Source organism: Achromobacter deleyi, assembly GCF_016127315.1.
Lineage (GTDB): Bacteria > Pseudomonadota > Gammaproteobacteria > Burkholderiales > Burkholderiaceae_B > Achromobacter > Achromobacter insuavis_A.
This window is the reverse complement of the sequence record NZ_CP065997.1, coordinates 2,881,314-2,902,763: the sequence shown is the minus strand read 5'-3', so window position 1 is coordinate 2,902,763 and position 21,450 is coordinate 2,881,314. Positions and strand designations below refer to the sequence as shown.

General features: G+C 71.0%; 21 protein-coding genes. 12 read left to right on the top strand and 9 right to left on the bottom strand.

Annotation, left to right across the window (positions count from 1 at the left end; all coding sequences use genetic code 11):
* Positions 1-57: 57 nt before the first annotated feature.
* The gene (locus I6I07_RS13010; RefSeq protein ID WP_198486965.1) at positions 58-753 is read left to right on the top strand and encodes a 2OG-Fe(II) oxygenase; all 696 of its coding nucleotides are present in this window, start codon (positions 58-60) and stop codon (positions 751-753) included.
* A gap of 1 nt (position 754) precedes the next feature.
* Entirely contained in the window at positions 755-1,414 is a 660-nt protein-coding gene (gene alkB / locus I6I07_RS13005) for a DNA oxidative demethylase AlkB (RefSeq protein ID WP_198486964.1), read from the top strand.
* A gap of 28 nt (positions 1,415-1,442) precedes the next feature.
* Here the strand turns inward: alkB and I6I07_RS13000 are convergent, their stop codons facing one another.
* A complete protein-coding gene (locus I6I07_RS13000; protein ID WP_198486963.1) occupies positions 1,443-1,985 on the bottom strand; it encodes a carboxymuconolactone decarboxylase family protein in 543 nt (180 codons plus the stop codon).
* 137 nt (positions 1,986-2,122) lie between these two features.
* On the opposite strand from I6I07_RS13000, the gene I6I07_RS12995 reads away from it, so the two are divergent.
* From I6I07_RS12995 to I6I07_RS12975, 5 genes are all read left to right on the top strand, one after another.
* The gene (locus tag I6I07_RS12995) at positions 2,123-2,980 is read left to right on the top strand and encodes an AraC family transcriptional regulator (RefSeq protein WP_198486962.1); all 858 of its coding nucleotides are present in this window, start codon (positions 2,123-2,125) and stop codon (positions 2,978-2,980) included.
* An 89-nt stretch (positions 2,981-3,069) separates the two neighbouring features.
* The gene (locus I6I07_RS12990) at positions 3,070-4,056 is read left to right on the top strand and encodes a formylglycine-generating enzyme family protein (protein WP_198486961.1); all 987 of its coding nucleotides are present in this window, start codon (positions 3,070-3,072) and stop codon (positions 4,054-4,056) included.
* A 50-nt stretch (positions 4,057-4,106) separates the two neighbouring features.
* Entirely contained in the window at positions 4,107-4,493 is a 387-nt protein-coding gene (locus I6I07_RS12985; protein ID WP_198486960.1) for a VOC family protein, read from the top strand.
* Between the two features lie 6 nt (positions 4,494-4,499).
* Positions 4,500-5,309 carry an AraC family transcriptional regulator gene (locus I6I07_RS12980; protein WP_198486959.1) on the top strand — a complete coding sequence of 270 codons (810 nt, stop codon included), beginning with the start codon at positions 4,500-4,502 and terminating at the stop codon, positions 5,307-5,309.
* A gap of 81 nt (positions 5,310-5,390) precedes the next feature.
* A complete protein-coding gene (locus I6I07_RS12975; protein ID WP_198486958.1) occupies positions 5,391-5,756 on the top strand; it encodes a cupin domain-containing protein in 366 nt (121 codons plus the stop codon).
* Between the two features lie 7 nt (positions 5,757-5,763).
* On the opposite strand, the gene I6I07_RS12970 is transcribed toward I6I07_RS12975, so the two are convergent.
* Complete coding sequence (locus I6I07_RS12970; RefSeq protein ID WP_198486957.1) at positions 5,764-6,282, bottom strand: MgtC/SapB family protein; 519 nt, start codon at positions 6,280-6,282, stop codon at positions 5,764-5,766.
* A gap of 126 nt (positions 6,283-6,408) precedes the next feature.
* Between I6I07_RS12970 and I6I07_RS12965 the strand changes: the two genes are divergently transcribed.
* Entirely contained in the window at positions 6,409-7,185 is a 777-nt protein-coding gene (locus I6I07_RS12965) for a short-chain dehydrogenase/reductase (RefSeq protein ID WP_198486956.1), read from the top strand.
* Between the two features lie 13 nt (positions 7,186-7,198).
* On the opposite strand, the gene I6I07_RS12960 is transcribed toward I6I07_RS12965, so the two are convergent.
* A complete protein-coding gene (locus tag I6I07_RS12960; protein WP_198486955.1) occupies positions 7,199-7,888 on the bottom strand; it encodes an HAD family hydrolase in 690 nt (229 codons plus the stop codon).
* 176 nt (positions 7,889-8,064) lie between these two features.
* Here I6I07_RS12960 and I6I07_RS12955 point away from each other — a divergent pair, with 176 nt between their 5' ends.
* From I6I07_RS12955 to I6I07_RS12940, 4 genes are all read left to right on the top strand, one after another.
* Positions 8,065-8,769, top strand: coding sequence for a DNA-3-methyladenine glycosylase family protein (locus I6I07_RS12955; RefSeq protein ID WP_232626076.1), 705 nt, complete (start codon positions 8,065-8,067; stop codon positions 8,767-8,769).
* Positions 8,733-9,449, top strand: a complete 717-nt coding sequence (locus I6I07_RS12950; RefSeq protein ID WP_232626075.1) for a 2OG-Fe(II) oxygenase — start codon at positions 8,733-8,735, stop codon at positions 9,447-9,449. Before I6I07_RS12955 ends, I6I07_RS12950 begins: the two co-directional genes overlap by 37 nt.
* A gap of 71 nt (positions 9,450-9,520) precedes the next feature.
* Positions 9,521-12,160 (top strand): aconitate hydratase AcnA, encoded by a 2,640-nt coding sequence (gene acnA, locus I6I07_RS12945; protein WP_198486954.1) that lies wholly within the window; start codon positions 9,521-9,523, stop codon positions 12,158-12,160.
* A gap of 19 nt (positions 12,161-12,179) precedes the next feature.
* Complete coding sequence (locus tag I6I07_RS12940; RefSeq protein WP_198486953.1) at positions 12,180-13,076, top strand: GntR family transcriptional regulator; 897 nt, start codon at positions 12,180-12,182, stop codon at positions 13,074-13,076.
* A gap of 52 nt (positions 13,077-13,128) precedes the next feature.
* Here the strand turns inward: I6I07_RS12940 and I6I07_RS12935 are convergent, their stop codons facing one another.
* The 6 genes from I6I07_RS12935 to I6I07_RS12910 all read right to left on the bottom strand — a co-directional run bounded on the left by I6I07_RS12935 (position 13,129) and on the right by I6I07_RS12910 (position 21,355).
* Positions 13,129-15,588, bottom strand: coding sequence for a TonB-dependent receptor (locus tag I6I07_RS12935; RefSeq protein ID WP_198486952.1), 2,460 nt, complete (start codon positions 15,586-15,588; stop codon positions 13,129-13,131).
* Between the two features lie 118 nt (positions 15,589-15,706).
* Positions 15,707-16,660, bottom strand: coding sequence for a FecR domain-containing protein (locus tag I6I07_RS12930; protein WP_198486951.1), 954 nt, complete (start codon positions 16,658-16,660; stop codon positions 15,707-15,709).
* Positions 16,657-17,178 (bottom strand): sigma-70 family RNA polymerase sigma factor, encoded by a 522-nt coding sequence (locus tag I6I07_RS12925; protein WP_198486950.1) that lies wholly within the window; start codon positions 17,176-17,178, stop codon positions 16,657-16,659. Before I6I07_RS12925 ends, I6I07_RS12930 begins: the two co-directional genes overlap by 4 nt.
* Before the next feature lie 80 nt (positions 17,179-17,258).
* Positions 17,259-19,619: a TonB-dependent siderophore receptor gene (locus tag I6I07_RS12920; RefSeq protein WP_232626117.1), complete on the bottom strand. Its 2,361-nt coding sequence runs from the start codon at positions 19,617-19,619 to the stop codon at positions 17,259-17,261.
* A gap of 216 nt (positions 19,620-19,835) precedes the next feature.
* Positions 19,836-20,849, bottom strand: coding sequence for a FecR domain-containing protein (locus I6I07_RS12915; protein ID WP_198486949.1), 1,014 nt, complete (start codon positions 20,847-20,849; stop codon positions 19,836-19,838).
* The gene (locus I6I07_RS12910; protein ID WP_198486948.1) at positions 20,846-21,355 is read right to left on the bottom strand and encodes a sigma-70 family RNA polymerase sigma factor; all 510 of its coding nucleotides are present in this window, start codon (positions 21,353-21,355) and stop codon (positions 20,846-20,848) included. Before I6I07_RS12910 ends, I6I07_RS12915 begins: the two co-directional genes overlap by 4 nt.
* Positions 21,356-21,450 lie beyond the last annotated feature (95 nt).

The window sequence follows — 21,450 nt, the reverse complement described above, 5'->3', positions numbered from 1 at the left end:
GGCGCCGCCCCGATGGCGCTAGACTGGACACTATCGCCCTCCCACCCATCGCACCGCATGAGCAAGCTGGACACCCTGGACTGGACCCGCATCGCCGCCGACCTGGACGCGCGCGGCCACGCCGTGGCCGCCGGCCTGCTGACGCCGGCGCAATGCGAGGCGCTGGCGGCCGGCTATGACGACGACCACCGCTACCGCAGCCGCATCGTCATGAGCCGCCACGGTTTCGGCCGCGGCGAGTACAAGTATTTCGCCTATCCGCTGCCGCGCCTGCTGCACAACCTGCGCACCGCGCTGTATCCGCGCCTGGCGCCGATCGCCAACCGCTGGAACCGGCTGATGGGCATCGCGGTGGATTACCCCGATGCGCATGCCGACTTCCTGGCCCGCTGCCACCAGGCCGGCCAGCGCCGGCCGACGCCGCTGATCCTGCGCTACGGGCCGGGCGACTACAACTGCCTGCACCAGGACCTGTATGGCGAACACGTGTTCCCGCTGCAGGTCGCCGTGCTGCTGTCGCGGCCGGACCAGGACTTCACCGGCGGCGAGTTCGTCATGACCGAGACCGACAGCGCCGGGCAGCGCGCCGAAGTGCTGCCGCTGCGCCAGGGCGACGCGCTGGTCTTCACCGTCAACCAGCGCCCGGTCGCCGGCGCGCGCGGCTGGCGCCGCGTGGCCATGCGCCACGGGGTCAGCGCGCTGCGCGATGGCCGCCGCCATACGCTCGGCGTGATCTTCCACGACGCGACCTGACATGGGAACCAGCCTGAACCTGTTCAACGACGAGGAAACCGCGCAGACCGGCCGCGAGCGCATCGGCGCGCAGTCGGTGGTGCTGCGCGGCTTTGCGCTGCCGGCGGCGCGGGCCTTGCTGGCCGGCGTGGACGCGGTGCGCCAGGCGGCGCCCTTTCGCCACATGGTCACGCCCGGCGGGCTGCCCATGTCGGTGGCGCTGACCAATTGCGGCGACTTCGGCTGGACCAGCGACGAACACGGCTATCGCTACACCCGCGAGGATCCGCGCTCGGGGCGGCCATGGCCGGCGATGCCGGAAGCCTTCGACACCCTGGCGCGCGAGGCCGCGCTGGCGGCGGGCTTTCCCGGCTTCGCGCCGGATGCCTGCCTGGTCAACCGCTACCAGCCCGGTTCGCGCCTGTCGTTGCACCAGGACAAGGACGAGCGCGACTACTCGGCGCCCATCGTCTCGGTGTCGCTGGGCATGCCGGCGGTGTTCCTGTTCGGCGGCCACGAGCGCGGCGACAAGGCCGTGCACGTGCCGCTGTTCCATGGCGACGTGGTGGTGTGGGGCGGCGTCGACCGCCTGCGCTATCACGGCGTCCTGCCGCTGAAGGACCGCCCCCACCCCACGCTGGGCAGCGTGCGGATCAACTTCACCATCCGCAAGGCGGGCTGAGGCGGCCCGCGCCGCCCCCGACCGCCGCTCAGGCGGCGCGCAACGCCACCTTGGGAAAGTCCACCGGCACGTCGAAGGCGACGTTGACGTAGTTGGTGAACAGGTTCAGCGCCACGTGCGCCAGCAGCTCCACGATCTGGCCGTCGTCGAAACCGGCCTGGCGCAAGGCGGCCACATCGGCATCGCCCACCTGGCCGCGATCGCGCACCAGCTTGAGCGCGAACGCCAGCGCCGCGGCGGTGCGCGGATCGTCGGCGCGGCCGGCCTGCGCCGCGGCCATTTCCTCGGCGCTGGCGCCGGCCTTGCGGCCCAGCGCGGTATGCGCCGCCAGGCAGTATTCGCAGCGGTTGCTGTCGGCCACGGCCACGGCGATCTTCTCGCCCAGCTGCGCGGACAGGCTGCCGCCGCCCAGGGCGCCGAACGCGGCCCACATGCTGCCCAGCGCCGCGGGCGAATTGGCGACCGCGCGGAACATGTTGGGCGTGGCGCCGAACGCGCCGTGGATCTGGCGCAGCAGGTCCTGGCTGGCGGCCGGGGCGGAGGCGGTATCGAGCAGGGGAACGCGGGACATGATGGTTTCCTTTGAATGAAGGGAAGTGGGCGGGAAACCGGCACGGAGGGCCGGCGCCTGGCACCCAGTATTCCCCTTCCCGCAGTACCATTGGATACTCAACGTCCATCAAACATATCCAATCGTCCAAGCCCGTCATGACGCCTCCCGTCGACCGCCTGTCTTCCCTGCTGGAGCAGTTCCGCGCCCGCGCCCGGCTGTTCCATAGCGGCGCCATGTGCGGCCTGACCCGGTTCGCGCCGGAAACCGGCCGGGGCTTCCTGCACGTGCTGCGGCGCGGCCGCATGGAGGTGCGCCATCCGCCGGGCAGCGGCCTGCCAAGGCGGCTGGAACTGGCCGAGCCGACGCTGCTGTTCTATCCGCGGCCGGCGCGGCACGACTTCCACAACCCGCCACAAGACGGTTCGGACTTCACCTGCGCCACGCTGGACTTCGACGGCGGCGCGCGCAATCCGCTGGTGCGCGCGCTGCCGCCGTTGATCGCCCTGCCGCTGGCGCGGGTCGACGGGCTGGCGCAAGCGCTGGCGCTGCTGTTCGCCGAGACCGAATCGGTGCGCTGCGGCCAGCGCCTGCTGGCCGACAAGCTGTTCGAGGTGGTGTTGATCCAGCTGTTGCGCTGGCTCATCGACCATCCCGAACAGGCCGGCATCCAGGCCGGGCTGATGACCGGCCTGGCCGACCCGCGGCTGGCGCGCGCGCTGGTCGCCATGCACCAGGCGCCCGGCGCGTCCTGGAGCCTGGCCGCGCTGGCCGCCGAGGCCGGCATGTCGCGCAGCGCGTTCGCCGCCGCGTTCCACGAAACGGTCGGCCAGCCGCCGGCCGACTACCTGGCGGACTGGCGCCTGGCGCTGGCTCAGGCGCGGCTGCGCGAAGGGCGGCCGGTCAAGTCGATCGCGGCCGAGCTGGGCTACGCCAACGCCTCGGCGCTGTCGCGCGCCTTCAGCCGCAAGCTGGGCGCCTCGCCGCGCGCCTGGCGGGAACAACCGGACGATTGAGACCGCCCGCCATGCGGGTTCCCCAGAACTGGCGGCGGCCGCGCGGCGGCCCTACTATCGGGCACCCTCGCGCCCTTCCCAGGAATTCCATGCGCCTTGCCTTCGCCCTGCTGTCTACGCTGGCCAGCCTGTCCGTCGCGGCCGCCGAACCGCCGGCACCGATCGAGAATTCGCTGGGCATGGTGTTGGTGCCGTTGCCGGCGGGCACCTTCCAGATGGGCAGCGACGAGACGCCCGAAGCGCTGGCGCGCGACTATCCGCAATACCCGAAGGAACGCTTTGCGCAGCTGTTCGACGAAGCGCCGGTGCATACGGTGCGCATCACCCGCCCCTTTCTGATGGCGCGCACGGAAGTCACCGTGGGCCAGTTCCGGCGCTTCCTCGAGGCCTCGGGCTATGTGCCGGAATCGGAAGCGGACGGCACCGGTGGCTATGGCTACAACGCCGCCTATGATCCGGACGCCAGCGAGCGCGGCGACGCCTTCGAGGGGCGCGACCGCCGCTATTCGTGGCGCAACCCCGGCTTCGCCCAGACCGACGCGCATCCGGTGGTCAACGTCAGCTGGAACGACGCCACCGCCATGGCGCGCTGGCTCAGCCGCGAGGAAGGCCGCGTCTACCGCCTGCCCACCGAGGCCGAATGGGAATACGCGGCCCGCGCCGGCGGCCGCGGCCGCTACCAGAACGGCGACGATCCGGCCGCCCTGCCGGACGTGGCCAACACCTTCGACGCCGACGCCGCGCCGTTGTGGCCGAAATGGCAGGCGTTCGCCGCCGCTCGGCGCGATGGCCATGCCTTCACCGCGCCGGTCGCCAGCTACGCGCCGAACGCGTTCGGGCTCGATGACATGCACGGCAACGCCTGGGAATGGGTGTCCGACTGGTATGGCGAGGACTACTACGCGCATTCGCCCCAGGATGATCCGCAGGGCCCCGCCAGCGGCAACGTCAAAGTGCGGCGCGGCGGCTCCTGGCACACCTGGGCGCTGTACGTGCGCTCGGCCTACCGCAACTGGAATACGGTGGAAACGCGCTATCCGCTGGTCGGATTCCGGCTGCTGCGCGAAGTGGATTAACGTAGACCGGTTAGCATAGCCGCAAGCAAAACTTTCAAAAGAGTCCCGACATGCATTCGCTGGGCCGTCTCGTCCTGCTCGTCAACGATTACGACACCGCTATCGCCTTCTACCAGGACAAGCTGGGCATGGAGGTATTCGTCGACATGGCCGTGGGGCAGCAACGCTATGTGCACCTGCGTCTGCACGAGCAGCCGTCGGTGGGCGTCTGGCTGCTGCAGGCCCAGACCCAGGCCCAGCGCGACCGCGTCGGCGACCAGACCGGCGGCCAGCCGGTGGGCGTGTTCTACACCGACGACGTCGTGCGCGACCACGCCCGCTTCGCCGGGCGCGGCGTGCGCTTCACCCGGGAGCCGGTGGACGACGGCAACACGGTGTACGCGCACTTCATCGACCTGTACGGCAACGAGTTCGTGCTGGTGCAGATCCGGCCGTAGGCAGCCATGTCCGCCCGCCCCGCTTCCCGCGACTGGATCCTGCGCCGCGCGCCGGCCGACCGGTTCGAGCGCATCGAGGCGTATTTCGGCGGCCGCGGCTACGGCCTGCATCGCCACGACACCTACGCCATCGGCTGCACCCTGGCGGGGGTGCAGAGCTTCCACTATCGCCGCGGCCTGCGGCACAGCCTGCCGGGCGGCGTGCTGGTGCTGCATCCCGACGAGGCGCACGACGGCCAGGCCGGCACCGACGCCGGCTTCCACTACCGCATGGCCTATGTGCAGCCCGCGCTGATCCAGCGCATCCTGGGCGGCCGCCCGCTGCCCTTCATCCGCAACGGCATCTCCAGCGACCCGCGGCTGGGCGCCGCCTGCGCCGCGCTATTGCGCAACGCCGAGGACGACGCCGATCCGCTGCGGGAAGACGATGCGCTCTACGACCTGACGCTGGCGCTATGCGCCGCGGCCGGGCAGGCGCCCGCCCCCCGCCTGCCCGACTACGCCGCCGGCGAACGCGCCCGCCAGTACATCCACGACACCCACGGCATGGCGGTGTCGCTGGACGACCTGGAACGGGCGGCCGGCATCGACCGCTGGCGCCTGTCGCGCGATTTCCGTGCGCTGTATGGCACCAGCCCGTACCGCTATGCGCTGCTGCGCCGGCTCGACCTGGCGCGGCGCCTGATCGCCGCGGGACGGCCGCTGGCCGACGCCGCGGCCGAGGCCGGCTTCACCGACCAGAGCCACATGACGAGGCGCCACGCCCAGGCGTTCGGCATGACGCCGGCGCACTGGCGCGGCACCCTGCGGCGCTGACGCGCGCCGCACAAACGTACAAGACGGGCGGCGCGCGCGCCCCTAAGCTGGGGCTTTCCATTTTCCGCCGAGGAGCCCCGCATGTCCGCCACCGCCATCAACCTGGCCCGCAAACTCTCGCTGATCCAGGAACACTGGACGCCCAAGGTCATCGCCGAGATGAACGACTACCAGTTCAAGCTGGTCAAGCTGCGCGGCGAATTCGTCTGGCACGCCCATGCCGATACCGACGAGACGTTCATCGTGCTCGAAGGCCGGCTGCGCATCGAACTGCGCGACGGCCACATCGACCTGGGCCCCGGCGAGATGGCCGTGATCCCCAAGGGCGTCGAACACAAGCCCTGTGCCGAACACGAAGTGCACGCCATGCTGATCGAGCCGCGCGGCGTGCGCAATACCGGGGATCAGGGTGGCGAACGCAGCGCGCCCAACGACGTCTGGATCTGAGGCCGGTTCAGGGACGGTCGGACTCGATCAGCCGCTTCTCGCTCTTGCCGGCGATGCGCGCCTCGACCCGCCGCAGCACCGCCAGCACGAACAGCGCCATCGCCGTGCTGGCCACGGCCGTGGCCTCGCGGCCCATGCCGGCGGCCACGCCGATGGCGGCGGTCATCCAGATGCTGGCGGAGGTCGTCAGGCCGCGGATCTCGCGTTCGTCGCTGAGCTTGATGATGGCGCCGGCGCCGAGAAAGCCGATGCCGGCGATGACGCCCTGCAGCACACGGCTGAGGTCGCCGACTTCCATGCCGTTCTGCAGCGGCACCAGCACGAAGATGGCCGCGCCCAGCGCCACCAGCATGTGGGTGCGCAGCCCGGCGGCCTTGCCCATGCGTTCGCGCTCGTAGCCGAGCAGGCCGCCCAGGATCACCGCCATGCCCAGCCGCAGCACGATGCGGGTGGCTTCGCCGACATCGGGAATGTCGGCGAACTCGCTGCGCAAGGTGCTCCAGACTTCCAGCCAGATTTCCGCCATCGCCGTCTCCCGCCTGCAGGTGTGCGCGTCCAGCATAGCAGGCCGGCGCTGGCGCGGCGCCGGCCATCTGGTTTACAACGTCATCCTGGTCCGCGCTACGACGGACGCGATCGCGAGGAGCTTGGAATGGATCTGCAGCTGGAGGGCAAACGCGTACTGGTCACGGGCGCGTCCAAGGGGATAGGCCTGGCCTGTGCCATGGCGTTCGCGCGGGAAGGCGCCGAGCCGATCCTGGCGGCGCGCGACGACGCGGCGCTGCAAGCCGCCGCGGCCGCGATCGCCGCGCAGACCGGCCGGCAGGCCCGCACGCTGGCGGTCGATCTGGCGCAACCGGGCGCGGCGGCGCGCGTGGTCGAACACACCGGCGCCATCGACATCCTCGTGAACAACGCCGGCGCGGTGCCCGGCGGCGCGCTGGATCAGGTAGAGGACGCGCGCTGGCGCGCCGGCTGGGACCTGAAGGTGCATGGCTACATCGACCTGGCGCGCCACTATTACCCATTGATGCGCACGGCCGGCAACGGCGTCATCGCCAACATCATCGGCATGGCCGGCGCGGCGCCGCGCGCCGACTACATCTGCGGCGCGGCCGCCAACGCCTCGCTGATCGCGTTCACGCGCGCCCTGGGCGGCGACGGGCCGCGCCACGGCGTGCGCGTGTTCGGCGTGAATCCGTCGCGCACCCGCACCGACCGCGTGCTGACGCTGGCCAAGCAACGCGCGCAGGCCCGCTGGGGCGATGAATCGCGCTGGCAGGAAACCCTGCACGACCTGCCCTTCGGCCGCCTGATGGAAGCGGCCGAGGTGGCCGACATGGTGGTGTTCGGCGCGTCGCCGCGCGCCGGCTACCTGAGCGGCACGGTGATCGACCTGGACGGCGGCGAGCAGTACGCCGGCCGCTGATCCGGTCCCCGCGTCAGCGCGTCGCGGCCCAGCCGGCCAGCAGGGCCGGCAGTTGCACCATGTCGGTGAACACATGCGCCACGCCCACGTCGCGCAACGCCTCGGGACCGCTGTGGCCGTTGTCGCCGGGGCTGTAACCGAACACCGTGGCGCCCGCCGCCACGCCGGCGGTGGCGCCGGTGACGGTGTCCTCGACCACGGCGCAACGGCGCGGGTCCACGCCCAGCGCGCTGGCGGCGGCCAGGTAGACATCGGGATAGGGTTTGCTGCGCGGCATTTCGTGGCCGCTGAAGACGCGCTCGGCGAAACAGTCGGCGATGCCGACCTTGGCCAGTTGCAGTTCGACCTTGCGGCGGTCGGCGCCCGAGGCCACCGCAATGCGGCCGTCCAGCGTCCGGTGCAGCGCGCGCACCGCGTCCGGCGCGCCGGGGATTTCCAGCAGCTCGCGGTCCAGCGCGGCGTTGCGGCGCTCGCGGAACTGCGCGAACCAGTCGGGCGACAGCGCCACGCCGGTGCGCGCCTGGATCAGCGGCAGTTCGTCGCGCACCGCCTTGCCGGTGAAGATGCGGGTGGCCTCTTCGAAGGTGATCGCCCAGCCCAGTTCGTTGAGCATCGCGGTCAGGACGCGGGCGGTGATCGGCTCGGAATCGACCAGGACGCCATCACAATCGAACAGCACGGCGTCAAACGGAAAATCAGTCATTGCAGGCAGCGGGAAAGGGGTCCATGAAGCCGACAAGCATACTGCACGGCCCATGCCCGCCGCAGTCACGGGCGCGCGCCGCGGCCGCAAGCAACGGAGTGCCGGCGGCGGCGTGAGCCGTTATGCTGTCCTTCGCCGGCGTCCCGCCCCGCCCAGCCCACCGAATCCCGCCTCCCATGACGCCACCCGATACCACCCCGACCGCCGCCCGGCGCCGCAAGGCCGCCGCCGCGCCGGAAACCCTGCCGACGCCGGTCCTGTTCGAGCGCGCCGCCCGCCACCTGGCCGCGCTCGACGCCGACTGGGCCCGCCACGTCCAGGCCATCGGCCCCTGCCTGCACGCGTCGCGGCCGGCGCGCGAGCCCTATGAAGCGCTGGTGCGCGCCATCGCCTACCAGCAACTGCACGCGCGCGCCGGCGACGCCATCCTCGGCCGCCTGCTGGCGCTGTATCCCGGCCAGACCTTCCCGCGGCCGCGGACGCTGCTGGACACCGACCCCGAGGCCCAGCGCGCCTGCGGCTTTTCGGCGACCAAGCTGGCCACCATCCGCGGCATCGCGCAGGCGGCGCTCGACGGCGTCATTCCCGAGCGCGAGGAAGCGCTGGCGATGAGCGACGAAGCCCTGATCGAACGCCTGGTGGCGCTGCGCGGCGTGGGCCGCTGGACCGTGGAGATGCTGCTGATCTACACGCTCGAACGCATGGACATCCTGCCGGTGGACGACTATGGCGTGCGCGAAGGCTACCGCCGCCTCAAGCGCCTGGACAAGGCGCCGTCGCCCGCCCAGATGCGGGCGATTGGCGAAGCCTTCAGCCCGTATCGCACCATCGCGGCGTGGTACCTGTGGCGCATGCCCGCCGCGCCGACGGCAACGCCATGAACGCCGCCGGCCATCCGCTGGAGCGCTATGACTGGGACCGGATCATCGACCATCTGGACGCCGAGGGCTGGGCGCCGCTGCCCGCCCTGTTCAGCGCGCCGCAGGCGCGCACGCTGGCGCAGGCCTTCGACGATCCGGCCGCCGTACACATCACTGGCGAACAGGACGAACACCGTACGCTGCGCCCGCCCGCGCCGCCGCCGCTGCACGACCTGCCGAGCGCGCTGCATGCGCGGCTGGCGCCGCTGGCGCAGTCCTGGGCGCGGCGGCTGGGACGCGACACCCCCTGTCCGGCTGATCCGGATGCCGCCCCTGCACGACCGGGCGCCGCCCCGGCCGTCCTCTCACGCCTGCGGCCGGACGGCTACGAAGCGCTGCGGCACGCGGGCGACGAGGCCGCGTTCCCCTTCGTGCTGGTGGCGCTGCTGTCCGATCCCGCCCACGACTTCAGCGGCGGCGAATTCGTCATGACAGAACAACGCCCGCGCCAGCAGTCCCGCCCCCTGGTGCTGCCGCTGAGCCTGGGCGACGCCGCCCTGATCGCCGCGGCCCACCGCCCCATCCGGGGCGCGCGCGACGACTACCGCGCCACCTTGCGCCACGCCGTCAGCCGGGTACGCGGCGGCGAACGCCGTGGCCTGGAGCTGCCCCTGGACGGCCACGAATCCGTCCCCGAATAACACCCTCGCTCCAGGGTCTATCGGTCTTTCTAGATTGCATTTTGCATAATCAATATGCAAAACTAGCGCCCATGGAAAATCCCGCCCCCTCCCTGCGCCACGCCGGCTTCACGCTCGACGGCGTCGCCTACACCCACATCGACATGGCCGACATGTACGGCCCGGACTACCACCGCCTGCCCGTGGTGCTGCGGCTGCTGCTCGAAAACGCGCTGCGCAACATGCGCGGCGCCGAACGCGATGCCGCCGTGGCCGCGCTGTTCGCCTGGCTGGCTGACGGCACCAGCGAGGCCGAGATCGCCTTCCAGCCCGGCCGCGTGCTGATGCACGACACCACCAGCACGCCGGCGCTGGTCGACATCGCCGCCATGCGCGACGCGCTGGACGAGGCCGGGGTGGATCCGCGCGCGCTCAATCCGGTGCTGCCGGTGGACGTCTCGGTGGACCACTCGCTGGCCGTGCAGGCGTACGCGCAGCCCGACGCGGCCGCGCGCAACCTGGCCCTGGAACTGCGCAGAAACGCCGAGCGCTACCGCTTCCTGCGCTGGGCCTCGAAGGCGCTGTCGAACGTGCGCATCCATCCGCCCGGCACCGGCATCATGCACACCATCAACCTGGAGCAGTTGGCGACCGTGGTCTGCGACGACCACGGCGCGCTGCACCCGGACATGATGATCGGCACCGACAGCCACACGCCGATGATCAACGGCATCGGCGTGCTCGGCTGGGGCGTGGGTGGCCTGGAAGCGCAGACGGTGATGTTCGGCATGCCGACCATGCTGCGCATCCCGGACGTGATCGGCGTGCGCCTGACCGGCGCGCTCGCGGCCGGCGTCACCGCCACCGACCTGGCGCTGACCGTCACCCAGCGGCTGCGCGCGATCCAGGTATCGGGCGAGTTCGTGGAGTTCTTCGGCCCCGGCGTCGCCACGCTGTCGGCCGGCAGCCGCTGCGTGGTCGCCAACATGGCGCCCGAATACGGCGCCACCACCGGCTACTTCCCGATCGACGACGCCACCCTTGCCTACCTACGCCAGACCGGCCGCGACGCGGCCCACGTCGCGCGGGTCGGCGCCTACGCGGTCAGCGCCGGCCTGGCGCTGGATCCGACAGCCACGCCGCGCTACACCCGGGTCATCGAGATCGCGCTGGACCAGGTGCGGATGCACGTGGCCGGCCCCACTCGGCCGCAGGACCTGCGTCCCTACGGCGAGACGCGCGAGATCCTCGCCAGCCTGGCCTTCACGCCCAAGGCGGCCTCGCCGCTGCCGCGCCACGCCGTCGCAATCGCCGCCATCACCAGTTGCACCAACACCTCGGACCCGCGCCTGCTGATCGCCGCCGGACTGCTGGCGCGCAAGGCACGCCACGCCGGCCTGACGGTGCCAGCCTGGGTCAAGACCTCGCTCGGCCCCGGCTCGCCCGCCGCCGCCGACTATCTGCAACGCGCCGGACTGCTCGACGACCTGGAAGCGGTCGGGTTCGGCATCGTGGGCTACGGCTGCACCACCTGTATCGGCAATTCCGGATCGCTGCCGGACGCGGTGCGCGCGGGCATGGACGCCGGCGCCGTCCATCCCGTCGCGGTGCTGTCAGGCAACCGCAACTTCACCGGCCGCATCCACCCCGATCTCGACCTGGGCTTCCTGATGTCGCCGCCGCTGGTCATCGCCTTCGCGCTGGCCGGCGACGCCGAGCGCGACTTCAGCCGCGAGCCCGTGCAGGTCGCGCCGGACGGCCGCGCGGTGCATCTGCATGAGCTGTGGCCGCGCGAGGACGAGATCGACGCGGCGCTGGCGCAGGGCCTGCGCGCCGACGATTTCCAGCGCGCCTTCCGCATTGCCGGCGCCAACCCCGGCTGGCAGGCCTTGCAGTCGCCGGACACGCCGCGCTTTCCGTGGGACCCGGCCTCGACCGCGCTGCGGCGGCCGCCGTTCGCCAGCGCCGGTCCCGCCAGCCAGCTGGGCCGCTATGCCGCCTATCCCCTGCTGGTTCTGGGCGACGACGTCACCACCGACCACCTGTCGCCGGCCAGCGCCATTCCGCGCGACAGCCTGATCGCCGATTTCCTGGTGGCGCAGGGCGACGACCGCGACGACCTGAACGTGTTCGCCTCGCGCCGCGGCAACTGGCAGGTGATGATGCGCGCCGCCTTCTACAGCAAGAGCCTGGCCAACCTGCTCAGCCCCGGCGCGCCGGTCGGCCATACGCTGCACGCGCCCAGCGGCGCCATCGAGCCGATCTGGGAAGCCGCGGAACACTATCGCCGCGACGGCGACGCGGTGGTGCTGCTGGCGGGCGAACGCTTCGGCACCGGTTCGTCGCGCGACTGGGCCGCCAAGGGCCAGCGCCTACTGGGCATCCGCGCGGTGCTGGCGGTCAGCTTCGAACGCATCCACCGCTCGAACCTGATCGGCATGGGCATCCTGCCGCTGCGCCTGCCGGCGGGCGTCACGCCGCACAGCCTGGCCATCCAGCCGGGCGACCGCTTCGAGATCGATTGCCCGCCGCAGCGCCTGGCGCCGCGCCAGCCGGTCGCGGTGCGCCTCTTGCGCGCCGATGGCCGCGAGCAGGCCCTGCAGGCCACCGCCGCGGTGGAAACGCAATTGGAACTGCACTTGCTGCGGATGGGCGGCGTGATTCCGGCTATCCTCGCGGATACGCTTGGCGCCGCGAACCTGGCGCCGTCCGAGACGGCCCCGCAGGGCTGAGGCCCACTTTCCATCCCCCATGAGCGCGCAGACCCATACCGCCAGCAAGATCCTGGAGCTGATCCGGCAAGACCGCCTGCCCGACGGCGCGCACCTGAGCGCGCAGAAACTGGCCGACCGCCTGCGCCTGTCGCGCTCGCCGGTCAACGACGCGCTCGGCCTGCTGGAAGCGCACGGCATCGTGGCGCGCAAGCCCAACCGCGGCTACTTCCTGCAGCGGGACCACGACGCGCTGGCGCGCACGTCCGCCGAGCTGGCGCCGCCAGCAGCCGAGGACATCGTCACGCAAAGCTATTTCCGGCTGGCCGACGAGTTGCTGCGCGGCGTGCTGCCGATGCAGTGCAGCGAAGCGCTGCTGCGCACCCGCTACGCCCTGACGCAGGCGCAGACCCAGGCGCTGCTGGCACGCGTGGCGCAGGAAGGCTGGGCGCAGCGGCGCCCCGGCTATGGCTGGGAATTCTCGTCCATGATGACCACGCCCGACAGCCTGCTGCAGTCGTACCGGTTGCGCCTGGCGCTGGAACCCGCGGCCCTGCTCGAACCCACCTACCGCATCGACAAGAGCGTGCTGGCGCGCTGCCGCGCCGCCGAACGCCACCTGCTCGACGGCGGCATCGACAGCGACAGCGCCGACCAGCTGCACGAGCGCGGCGTGCGTTTCCACGAGTCGCTGGTGGAGGCCTCGGGCAACCCGTTCTTCATCGACACCATCAAGCGCGTCAACCGCGTGCGCCGGCTGCTGTCGTACCGCTCGATGCAGGACCGCAGCCGCTATCGCCAGCATTGCGAGCAGCACCTGGAAATCCTCGACCTGCTGGAGCGCGAGCGCAACGAAGCGGCCGCCGAGGCATTGGCCAGCCACCTGCGCAGCACGCTCGACAACCTGGCGCGCATCCGCGGCATCCTGGCGGCCTAGGCGGCCAGCGAATCAAGGCAAGCGGGCCGCCTGGCGGCCCGCCGCGAAGCCATCAGAAATCCATCGACGCCGACAGCATCAGCGTGCGCGGCACGCCCTGCGAGATGGTGCCGTACGACGCCACGCCCGACCAATAGGCGCGGTTGAACACGTTGACGACATTGGCGCGCAGGGTCACTGCCTTGCCATCGACGCGCGTGACGTAGCGCGCGCCCAGGTCGAACGTGGTCCACGAGGGCACCGACTGCGTGTTGGCCTGGTTGACGTATTCCTTGCCGGTGTGGATCACCCCGCCGGTCAGCGTCAGCCCGGCGACCCAGGGGGTATCCCATTCCGCGGCCAGGTTGGCGGTGAAGCGCGGCACGCCCACGGGCTGGTTGCCGCGCGTGGCGGGGTTGCCGGTGCGCGTCAGCTCGGCATCCAGGAACGTCACGCCGCCCAGCAGGCGCAGGCCGCGCAGCGGCTCGCCCGACAGGTTCAGCTCCAGGCCGCGGTTGCGTTGCTCGCTGTCGGCGGCATACACGCCTGCCGTCAGCTGGCCGCTGGGCTTGGTGATCTCGAAGGCGCTCAGGGTCAGCATGGCGCTGTCGAAGTCGAACTTGACGCCTACTTCCTTCTGCTTGGACTTGTAGGGCTTGAACACCTGGCCGGCATTCGATGCGGTGGCCGGCGCCACGTCGCCCTTGCTCAGGCCTTCGATGTAGTTGGCGTAGAACGAGACGTTCTGCCAGGGCTTGAGCACCAGGCCGGCCAGCGGCGTGACCGCGCTTTCGTCGTAGCTGAGCGTGCGCGCGCCGGAGACGGGGTTGAAGTTGCGCGACTCGACCCGCTGCTGGCGCGCGCCGAGCGTCAGCTGGACGCGCTCGTCCAGCACGCTCAGGGTATCGGCCAGCGCGAAGCCGGTCAGGTCCGAGGACGACACCTTGGGCACGCTGGCGGGGGCGGCGATGTCCTGGCGGGGCCGCGCCACCGGATCATAGATATTCGACGACAGCGGCGTGCCGTTGACGCTGGCCTGCAGGTTGCGATCGCTGTACAGCGTGCCCATGAAGGTGATGGCGTGGCGCACCGGGCCGGTGTCCAGCTTGGCGCGCAAGCCGGCGTTGTAGGTGCCGCGGTCGACCTGGAACTTGAAATGGTTGGGCGTCACCAGCGTGTCGCCGGCGGCGTTGACGATGGTCGGCGTCTGGTCGGACAGGCGGTTGATGGTGGTGGTCGAGCCGCCCGCGTCGGCGAACACCGTCAGGCGGTCGCTGATGTCGTACTCGACGCGCAGCAGCGCGGATTCGCCCTGTGACTTCCACCAGCTCCACGCCTGGGTGGCGTTGCGGCGGCCGTCCGGCGCGTCCGGCACGCGCAGGCCCGTCGCCACCAGGAACGGCCGGGTGGGCGCATCGACCTTTTCATCCTGGATCAGCAGGTCGAGCGAGGCGCGCAGCTTTTCACCCTGGTAGTCCAGCGACAGTGCGCCGATGTCGGTGCGCGAATGCAGGTTGTCCAGCGGCGTGTCGCCCTGGCGATGCAGGCCGTTGACGCGCACGCCCCAGGCGCCATCGTCGCCGAAGCGCCGGCTCAGGTCGACGCGGCCGCCGAACTGCGAGGCCCCCGCGTAATCGGCCGACACCCGCGTCAGATCCTCGGGCAGCGAGCGCTTGGGCACCATGTTGATGACGCCGCCCACGCCGCTGTTGGGCGACATGCCGTACAGCAGCGCGGCCGGCCCCTTCAGCACCTCGACCCGCTCGATGTAGTCGGTGAACACGTGGTAGTTGGGCGCCACGCCGTAGACGCCGTCGAAAGCGATCTCGCCCAGGTTGCCTTCGCCTATCGGAAAGCCGCGGATGTAGAACGAGTCCGTCACGCCGCCGATCTGGCCGGTGAAGCGCACCGAGGAATCGACGTTCAGCGCGTCGGCCAGCGTCACCGCCTGGCGGTTGGCCAGCAGGTCCGCGGTGTAGTTGGCGATGCTGAACGGCGTATCCATCACGTCGCGGTTGCCCAGCAGGCCCAGCCGGCCGCCGCGCGCCACCTGGCCGCCGCTGTAGCTGGCCGGCAGCGCCGAGGGATGCGCGTCGGCGCCCGTCACCACCACGTTCGGCAGCATCGTGGCATCGCCCTGCGGCGGCAGCTTGCGCAGCGAATAGGCGCCGCCGCCCTGCTCCGCCAGCGCGTAGCCGGAACCCGACAACAGCCGCGCGAAGCCCTCGCGCACCGTGTAGACGCCATTCAGGCCGTCGCTGTGCTGGCCCGCCAGCAGGGCCGGATCGAACGACAGCGGCACGCCGGATGCGGCGGCGAAGCGGGCCAGCGTGTCGCCCAGCGGGCCGGCGGGAATCGCATAGGGCTTGCCGCTCGCCGCGCTGACGGCATCGGCGGCGCGCGCCGGCTGCGAGGCCGTCGACGCCAGCGCCAGCGCCACGCCCAGGCCAAGGGCGCGCACCGCGGCCCGCGTGGACGACGATGAGGTCCGCGCGCGGCGGACGGACAGGGAACGGGAGTAACGGCTTGCCATGAGGGATCCTTCGTGGGCGGGGCATCGCGGTCGCGCCGCGACGATTCACCCGGTACACCGGACGAAGGCGGAAAAAGTGTCAGGGAATCGGCGATTAATTTGTAACGGCCGCGCGCTCTCAGCGCGCCGCGACGGTGACCCAGTACGGCGTCATGCGCTGGATCCGCACCGGCAGCGTCTTCTCCAGCAGGCGCAGGCCGGCGTCGGTGTCGTTCAAGGGAAAGGCGCCCGACACGCGCAGCTCGGCCACCGCCGGATCGCAGCGCAGGAAACCGCGGCGGTAGCGCGCCAGTTCCGCGACCACGTCGGCCAGGCGCCAGTTGCGCGCGGCCAGCATGCCGTCCTCCCAGGACACCTGCGCGGCGTCGGCGGCCGACTCGGGCTCGATCCGCCCCGCGTCGAACACGGTCTGCTGCCCCGCCCGCAACACGCGCTGCGCGTCGCTGGCGGCCGGCCGGATCGCTACCGCGCCCTCGAACACCGCGACGCGGATGCCGCCGCGCTCGTCCCGCACCATGAAGCGCGTGCCCAGCGCCTGCACCGAGCCCTGGGCGGTGCGCACGATGAACGGCCGATGGACCGGCGCCGGGTCCTTGCCGGTGGTCAGCAGGATCTCGCCCGCGCGCAGCCAGATCACGCGCTGTTCGGCGGTGTACTGGATATCCACGGCGGTGGCGGTGTTCAGCAGCAGGCGGGTGCCGTCGGCCAGTTGCATGCGGCGCTGCTCGCCGGTGGCGGTGCGCGCGTCGGCGCTCCATTCGTGCCATGGCCATTCGCGCCACGCCAGCCAGGCCGCCGGCCCCAGCAGCAGCAGGCCCGCCACGCCGCGCAGCGCCTGGCGCCGTCCGGGCCGGTCCAGTTGGCGCAGCGTGCGCGCGCCCAGTTCGGGCGGCACCTGCCCGAAGCTGCGCAGCATGTCTTCCACCCGCGCCCAGGCAGCGGCATGCGCCGCGCTGCGGCCGCGCCAGCGCTCGAAGGCCGCGCGGTCCGCGGCCGACAGGGTCTCCGACTGGAAGCGCACCAGCCAGCCGGCGGCCTCTTCCAGGACCGCCGCATCCGGCGCGGCGCTCACGCGGCGCCGCCCTGATGGGCGATGAGGCAGGCGGTCAGCGCCTTCTGCATGTGACGCTTGACCGTGGCCAGCGACACGCGTTGGGCGCTCGCGATGTCGGCATACGCCATGCCGTCGAACTGCGAGGCCAGGAAGATGGCGCGGGTCTTGGCGGGCAGCGTACGCAGGGTGGCATCGATGGCGTGCAGCGTTTCCAGGATCAGCGCCCGCACCTCGGGCGAAGGCGCCTCGCCCGGCGGCAGCTGCGCGGCCGCGCTTTGATAGGCGTCTTCGAGCGCGCGGCGGCGCCAGTGGTCCACCACCAGGCCCTTGGCGATGTGGGTGAGCAGCGCGCGCGGCTCGTCGCCGCCGCCGGCGCGCACCCGCGCCGCCATCAGGCGCACGAAGGTGTCGTGGGCCAGGTCGGCGGCATCGAACGAGTTGCCGAGCTTCTTGCGCAGCCAGACGGACAGCCAGCCGTGATGCTCGCGATAGATCCGCGTAACGGCGTCGGTGGGCAGGGAATCGGTCGAGGACACGGCGCGTCTCGCGGTGGAATCTAAATGGGAATTGTTACTATTTTATCCCATTCCGGATTCCCCGATTCCCGCCGCTCCCCTTACAGCTTCGGCGTGTAGCGCACGGTCAGCATGACATTGCGCGGCTCGCCGTAGTAGTTGTTGCTGCTGAGCGTGTTGTAGGACGGCACGTAGTATTTCTTGTCGAAGACGTTGTTCACGTTCAACCCGACGCTCACTTCCGGCGTGGCCTGGTAGCCCAGGCGCGCGTTCCAGACGGTGAAGCCGGCCAGCGCGAACTTGCGGTCGGAGCTCAACGTATGCGTCTGCGTGTTGACGCCGGCGCCCACGCTCAGGCGGTTCCATTCGCCCGGCAGCTTGTAGTTGGCCCACAGGCGCAGCATGTGCTTGGGGGTCCAGGTGTTGAAGATCTTGCCCTCGTTGTCGGGGTCGGCCAGGTACTTGGTGGTGTTGTAGGTGTAGCCGGCGAACAATTGCAGTCCCTGGATCACCTCGCCCGACACTTCCGCCTCGAAGCCCTGGCTGCGCACTTCGCCTGCCGCGCGCGAGCAATACCAGCCATCGCACGCGAAGCCGCTTTCGTAGTCGGTCACCGAGCGGTTCTTGTGGTCATAGCGGAACACGGCCAGCGCCACGTTGACGCGGCCATCCGCCAGCTCGCCCTTCACGCCGGCTTCGTAGTTGGCGCCTTCCACCGGCTTGAGCAGCCCGCCCGAGACGGTGCGCTCGGTCTGCGGTTCGAACACCGACGAATAGCTGGTGTAGACCGACCAGCTGTTGTTCAGCGCGTAGACGATGCCCGCGTAGGGAATGACGCGGCCGGACTCCGTGGTGGCCGAGGTCTCGCCGGCGGACCGGTAGGCAAAGTCGTACCAGCCCACGCGGCCGCCGCCGATCAGCGCCAGCGACTCGGTGGGCTTGATGCGCCACGTGCCGTAGATGCCCTTCTGGCGGATGTCGTAGCTGCTGCGGCTGTCATAGCCGCTGGCCGCCGCGATGGAGTCGATGTCCTGCCAGGGCCGGTTGTGGTCGATATCGAAGATGTTGCCGTCGCTATCGCTCCATGCCCGCGTGAAGCGGTCCTGCGTGGTGAGCTTGGAATAGTTCGCGCCCAGCACCACCTCCTGCTTCATGCCCAGCGCGGTGAAATCGCCGCTGACCGACATGTCCAGGCCACGCTGCCGGCTGCTGAAATCCACGCCGAAATTGCCATAGGACAAGCCGCTGCCATCGCGCTGCACCGAATCGGCCACGCGCTGGTGCACGCTGGTGTTCTTCTCGTTCATGGCGACGCCGCCCAGCTTGAAGCGCCAGGCGTCGTTGAAGCGGTGGTCCAGGTCCGCGTAGAACACGGTCTGGTCGTTCTTGGCGCGGTTCCAGGTCGATCCGGTGAAAGTCGAGCGCGGCAGGTCGATATCGCCGCCGTCGGCGAAGCGCGGATAGCCCACCAGCATGGGGCGCGAACGGCTGAAACGATTGCTGACCGCGATGCCCGCCGTGGTGTCGGCGCTGATGTCGTAATCCAGCGCGGCGTACACATTGCGCGTCTTGTGCCACACGTAGTCCGTGTACGAATGGCTGCGCTCGTCATCCAGCACCACGCGACCGCGCAGCGATCCCGAGGCATTCAAGGGGCTGCCGGCGTCCAGCTGCAGGCCATAGCGATCCCAGGAACCGACCTTGCCCGTCACCACCACGGACGGCTCCGCGCCGGCGCGCTTGCGCACCAGGTTGACGGCGCCGCCGGGGCTCCCGGCGCCTTGCAGCAGGCCGGCCGCGCCGCGCAGGATTTCGACGCGGTCATAGAACACCAGCGAATCCTGCTCCCAGTTGCCCAGGCTGTAGCTGTTGCGCAGCAAAGGCACGCCGTCGTATTGCAGCATGTCCACCGGGAACCCGCGCGCGTTGATCGCGATGCCCGGGCCCACGCCCTGCACGCCCACCATGCCGGTGGTGTTGTTGATCGCGTCCGGCAGGCTGGTCATGTCCTGGTCGTCCATCCGCTGACGCGTCAGGATGGTGACGGACTGGGGAATGTCCTTCAGCGCCTGCGTGGTCTTGCCGATGGTGGCGGCGGACGAGGTGTAGGAACCGGTGCCGTCGGTGGTGGCCTGGTAGCTGCCGGTGACCGTCACGGGCGCCAGCAGCGCCGCCTGCGGATCGACCGCGCGGCGCAGGCGATAGCCGCCTTCGGCGCGCGCCACGGCCTGCAAGCCGGTGCCCGCCAGCAGCCGTTCGAGCGCGGCATCGACCGGATAGGTCCCGGTCACGCCCTCGGTGCGCACGTCGCGGGTCAGCGCCGGATCGGACGCCACCATCACGCCCGCCTGCATGCCGAACGCCCCCAGCGCGCCGCCCAGCGCGCCGGCCGGCACCGAAAAGGAGACGGTGCGCGGCGCGGCCTGCGCATGGACCTCGGCAACGGCGCCGGCGGCGACCATCAGCGGCAATGCCAGGGACAGGGCGGCGCGCAACCGCGTGCTCGCCGGAACGCGGCGGCGGGAGGCTTTCACGGCGGAAACCGCGGGCGGGATGAGGCGAGGCATGAAGAAGGATCCTGTGTCATGAGGGGTCGGCGCCGCCCGTCGTCGGGGCTGCTTTCCCTACATGAAGCGCGAGATCCGCCATTACGCCGTTTCAGTTACACATTGGCCGCGTCAGGCCAGCCCGACGTTGATCCAGTAGCGCGTATAGCGCCGCACCCGCACCGGCAACACCTCTTGCAGCATCGCCAGGACCTGGTCCGTGTCCGCCACGGGAAACGCGCCCACCACGCGCAGCGACGCCGCGTCCGGGGAGCAGCGCAACACGCCGGCGCGATAGCGTCCGAGCTCGGCCAGGAAATCGGCCAGCGGCATGGCGTCGGCCAGCAGCATGCCGTCGAGCCAGGCCGACACCTCGGGGCGCAGCGCGGCCGCGTCGAAGGCGCCGGCGCGCGAGAATTCGGCCTGGCTGCCGGCCGTCACCCGGCGCGGCGCGCCGCCCGCCGGCCCACAGTCCACGTCCACCGCCCCTTCCAGTACCGCCACCCGCGCGCGGCCTTGGCCCAGGTCACGCACCAGGAAACGCGTGCCCACCGGCGTCACCACGCCCGCGCGGGTGCGCAGCGAGAACGGCCGGCCCAGGGGATCGCGGGCGGTGGTCACCAGGATCTCGCCTTCCAGCAGCACCAGTTCGCGCCGGGTATCGGTATAGCGCAGGTCGAGCGCGCTGCCGGCATTGAGCTCGACGCGGGTGCCGTCCGCCAGCGTGACGCTGCGGCGCTCGCCCGTGCCGGTGCGCAGGTCGGCCGCCAGGCCGCGCAGGGCCTCGCGATCGCTCGCCACCCAGGTGCCCAGCCCGACGCCGGCCGCGGCCACCATCCAGCGGATCGCGTTGCGCCGCGAACGGATCAACGGCGCCTGCTGCAGCGCGCGCGAGGCCACGCCCGCCCCCGCCTGCTGCACGCCCTGTGACACCCCTTGCGTGAGCGCGACCAGGCGTTGCCAGGCCAGGTCATGGGCGGGCAGCGCCTGGCGCCAGCGCTCGAAGTGGGCGCGGTCCGCCGGCGTCGCGCCGTCGCGCAGGCGCGCCCACCAATCGGCCGCCTGGCGGATCACCTTGGGATCGATCTTGCCGGCCTCCGGCGCGTGCGGCCGCAGCAGGCGGCTGCCCTCGGCGCGGCCGCTCAACCGTACACCGCGGCGTAGCAGCGCACCAGGGCGCGGGCCAGCGATTTCTGCACGGCGTTGGGCGTGAGGCCCAGGCGCTCGGCGATCTCGCCGTTGGACATGCCGTCGAGCTGCGCCATCAGGAAGATGCGGCGGCTGGTCATCGGCAGGGTATCGAGCAGCTCGCAGACCTGCTCCAGCGCCTCCAGGACCAGGGCGCGGGCCTCGACCGAAGGCTCCACCGGCACCGGCTGCAAGGCCAGTGATTCGGCGTAGGCGGTCTCGAGCGCGGCGCGGCGCGCGCGGCCGATCAGGAGACGGTTGGCGATGGTGCGCAGGTAGGCGCGCGGTTCGCTCAAGGGTTCGGCGGGATAGGCGCGGATCAGCCGTTCGAAGGTGTCGTGCGCCACGTCGGCGGCGTCCGACGCGTTGCCCAGCTTGCGCTGCAGCACGGCGCGCAGCCAATGGTGGTGGGCCAGGTAAACGGACTGCGCCTCGGCATGGGGCGCGCAGGAAGAGGGAGGCATCGCGATCCGGCCTCGGCCGGTCCACCGGGGCAGTTGAGATAATGGAAATTATTCTCAATTATAAATGGACTGGCCCTTTTCGCCAGGGCTCCCCG

What these genes read in the sequence shown, in the direction of transcription:
- I6I07_RS13010 (WP_198486965.1), top strand. Translation starts at nt 58, where the DNA reads ATGAGCAAGCTGGACACCCTGGACTGGACCCGCATCGCCGCCGACCTG.
- alkB (WP_198486964.1), top strand. Translation starts at nt 755, where the DNA reads ATGGGAACCAGCCTGAACCTGTTCAACGACGAGGAAACCGCGCAGACC.
- I6I07_RS13000 (WP_198486963.1), bottom strand. Translation starts at nt 1,985, where the DNA reads ATGTCCCGCGTTCCCCTGCTCGATACCGCCTCCGCCCCGGCCGCCAGC.
- I6I07_RS12995 (WP_198486962.1), top strand. Translation starts at nt 2,123, where the DNA reads ATGACGCCTCCCGTCGACCGCCTGTCTTCCCTGCTGGAGCAGTTCCGC.
- I6I07_RS12990 (WP_198486961.1), top strand. Translation starts at nt 3,070, where the DNA reads ATGCGCCTTGCCTTCGCCCTGCTGTCTACGCTGGCCAGCCTGTCCGTC.
- I6I07_RS12985 (WP_198486960.1), top strand. Translation starts at nt 4,107, where the DNA reads ATGCATTCGCTGGGCCGTCTCGTCCTGCTCGTCAACGATTACGACACC.
- I6I07_RS12980 (WP_198486959.1), top strand. Translation starts at nt 4,500, where the DNA reads ATGTCCGCCCGCCCCGCTTCCCGCGACTGGATCCTGCGCCGCGCGCCG.
- I6I07_RS12975 (WP_198486958.1), top strand. Translation starts at nt 5,391, where the DNA reads ATGTCCGCCACCGCCATCAACCTGGCCCGCAAACTCTCGCTGATCCAG.
- I6I07_RS12970 (WP_198486957.1), bottom strand. Translation starts at nt 6,282, where the DNA reads ATGGCGGAAATCTGGCTGGAAGTCTGGAGCACCTTGCGCAGCGAGTTC.
- I6I07_RS12965 (WP_198486956.1), top strand. Translation starts at nt 6,409, where the DNA reads ATGGATCTGCAGCTGGAGGGCAAACGCGTACTGGTCACGGGCGCGTCC.
- I6I07_RS12960 (WP_198486955.1), bottom strand. Translation starts at nt 7,888, where the DNA reads ATGACTGATTTTCCGTTTGACGCCGTGCTGTTCGATTGTGATGGCGTC.
- I6I07_RS12955 (WP_232626076.1), top strand. Translation starts at nt 8,065, where the DNA reads ATGACGCCACCCGATACCACCCCGACCGCCGCCCGGCGCCGCAAGGCC.
- acnA (WP_198486954.1), top strand. Translation starts at nt 9,521, where the DNA reads ATGGAAAATCCCGCCCCCTCCCTGCGCCACGCCGGCTTCACGCTCGAC.
- I6I07_RS12940 (WP_198486953.1), top strand. Translation starts at nt 12,180, where the DNA reads ATGAGCGCGCAGACCCATACCGCCAGCAAGATCCTGGAGCTGATCCGG.
- I6I07_RS12935 (WP_198486952.1), bottom strand. Translation starts at nt 15,588, where the DNA reads ATGGCAAGCCGTTACTCCCGTTCCCTGTCCGTCCGCCGCGCGCGGACC.
- I6I07_RS12920 (WP_232626117.1), bottom strand. Translation starts at nt 19,619, where the DNA reads ATGGTCGCCGCCGGCGCCGTTGCCGAGGTCCATGCGCAGGCCGCGCCG.
- I6I07_RS12910 (WP_198486948.1), bottom strand. Translation starts at nt 21,355, where the DNA reads ATGCCTCCCTCTTCCTGCGCGCCCCATGCCGAGGCGCAGTCCGTTTAC.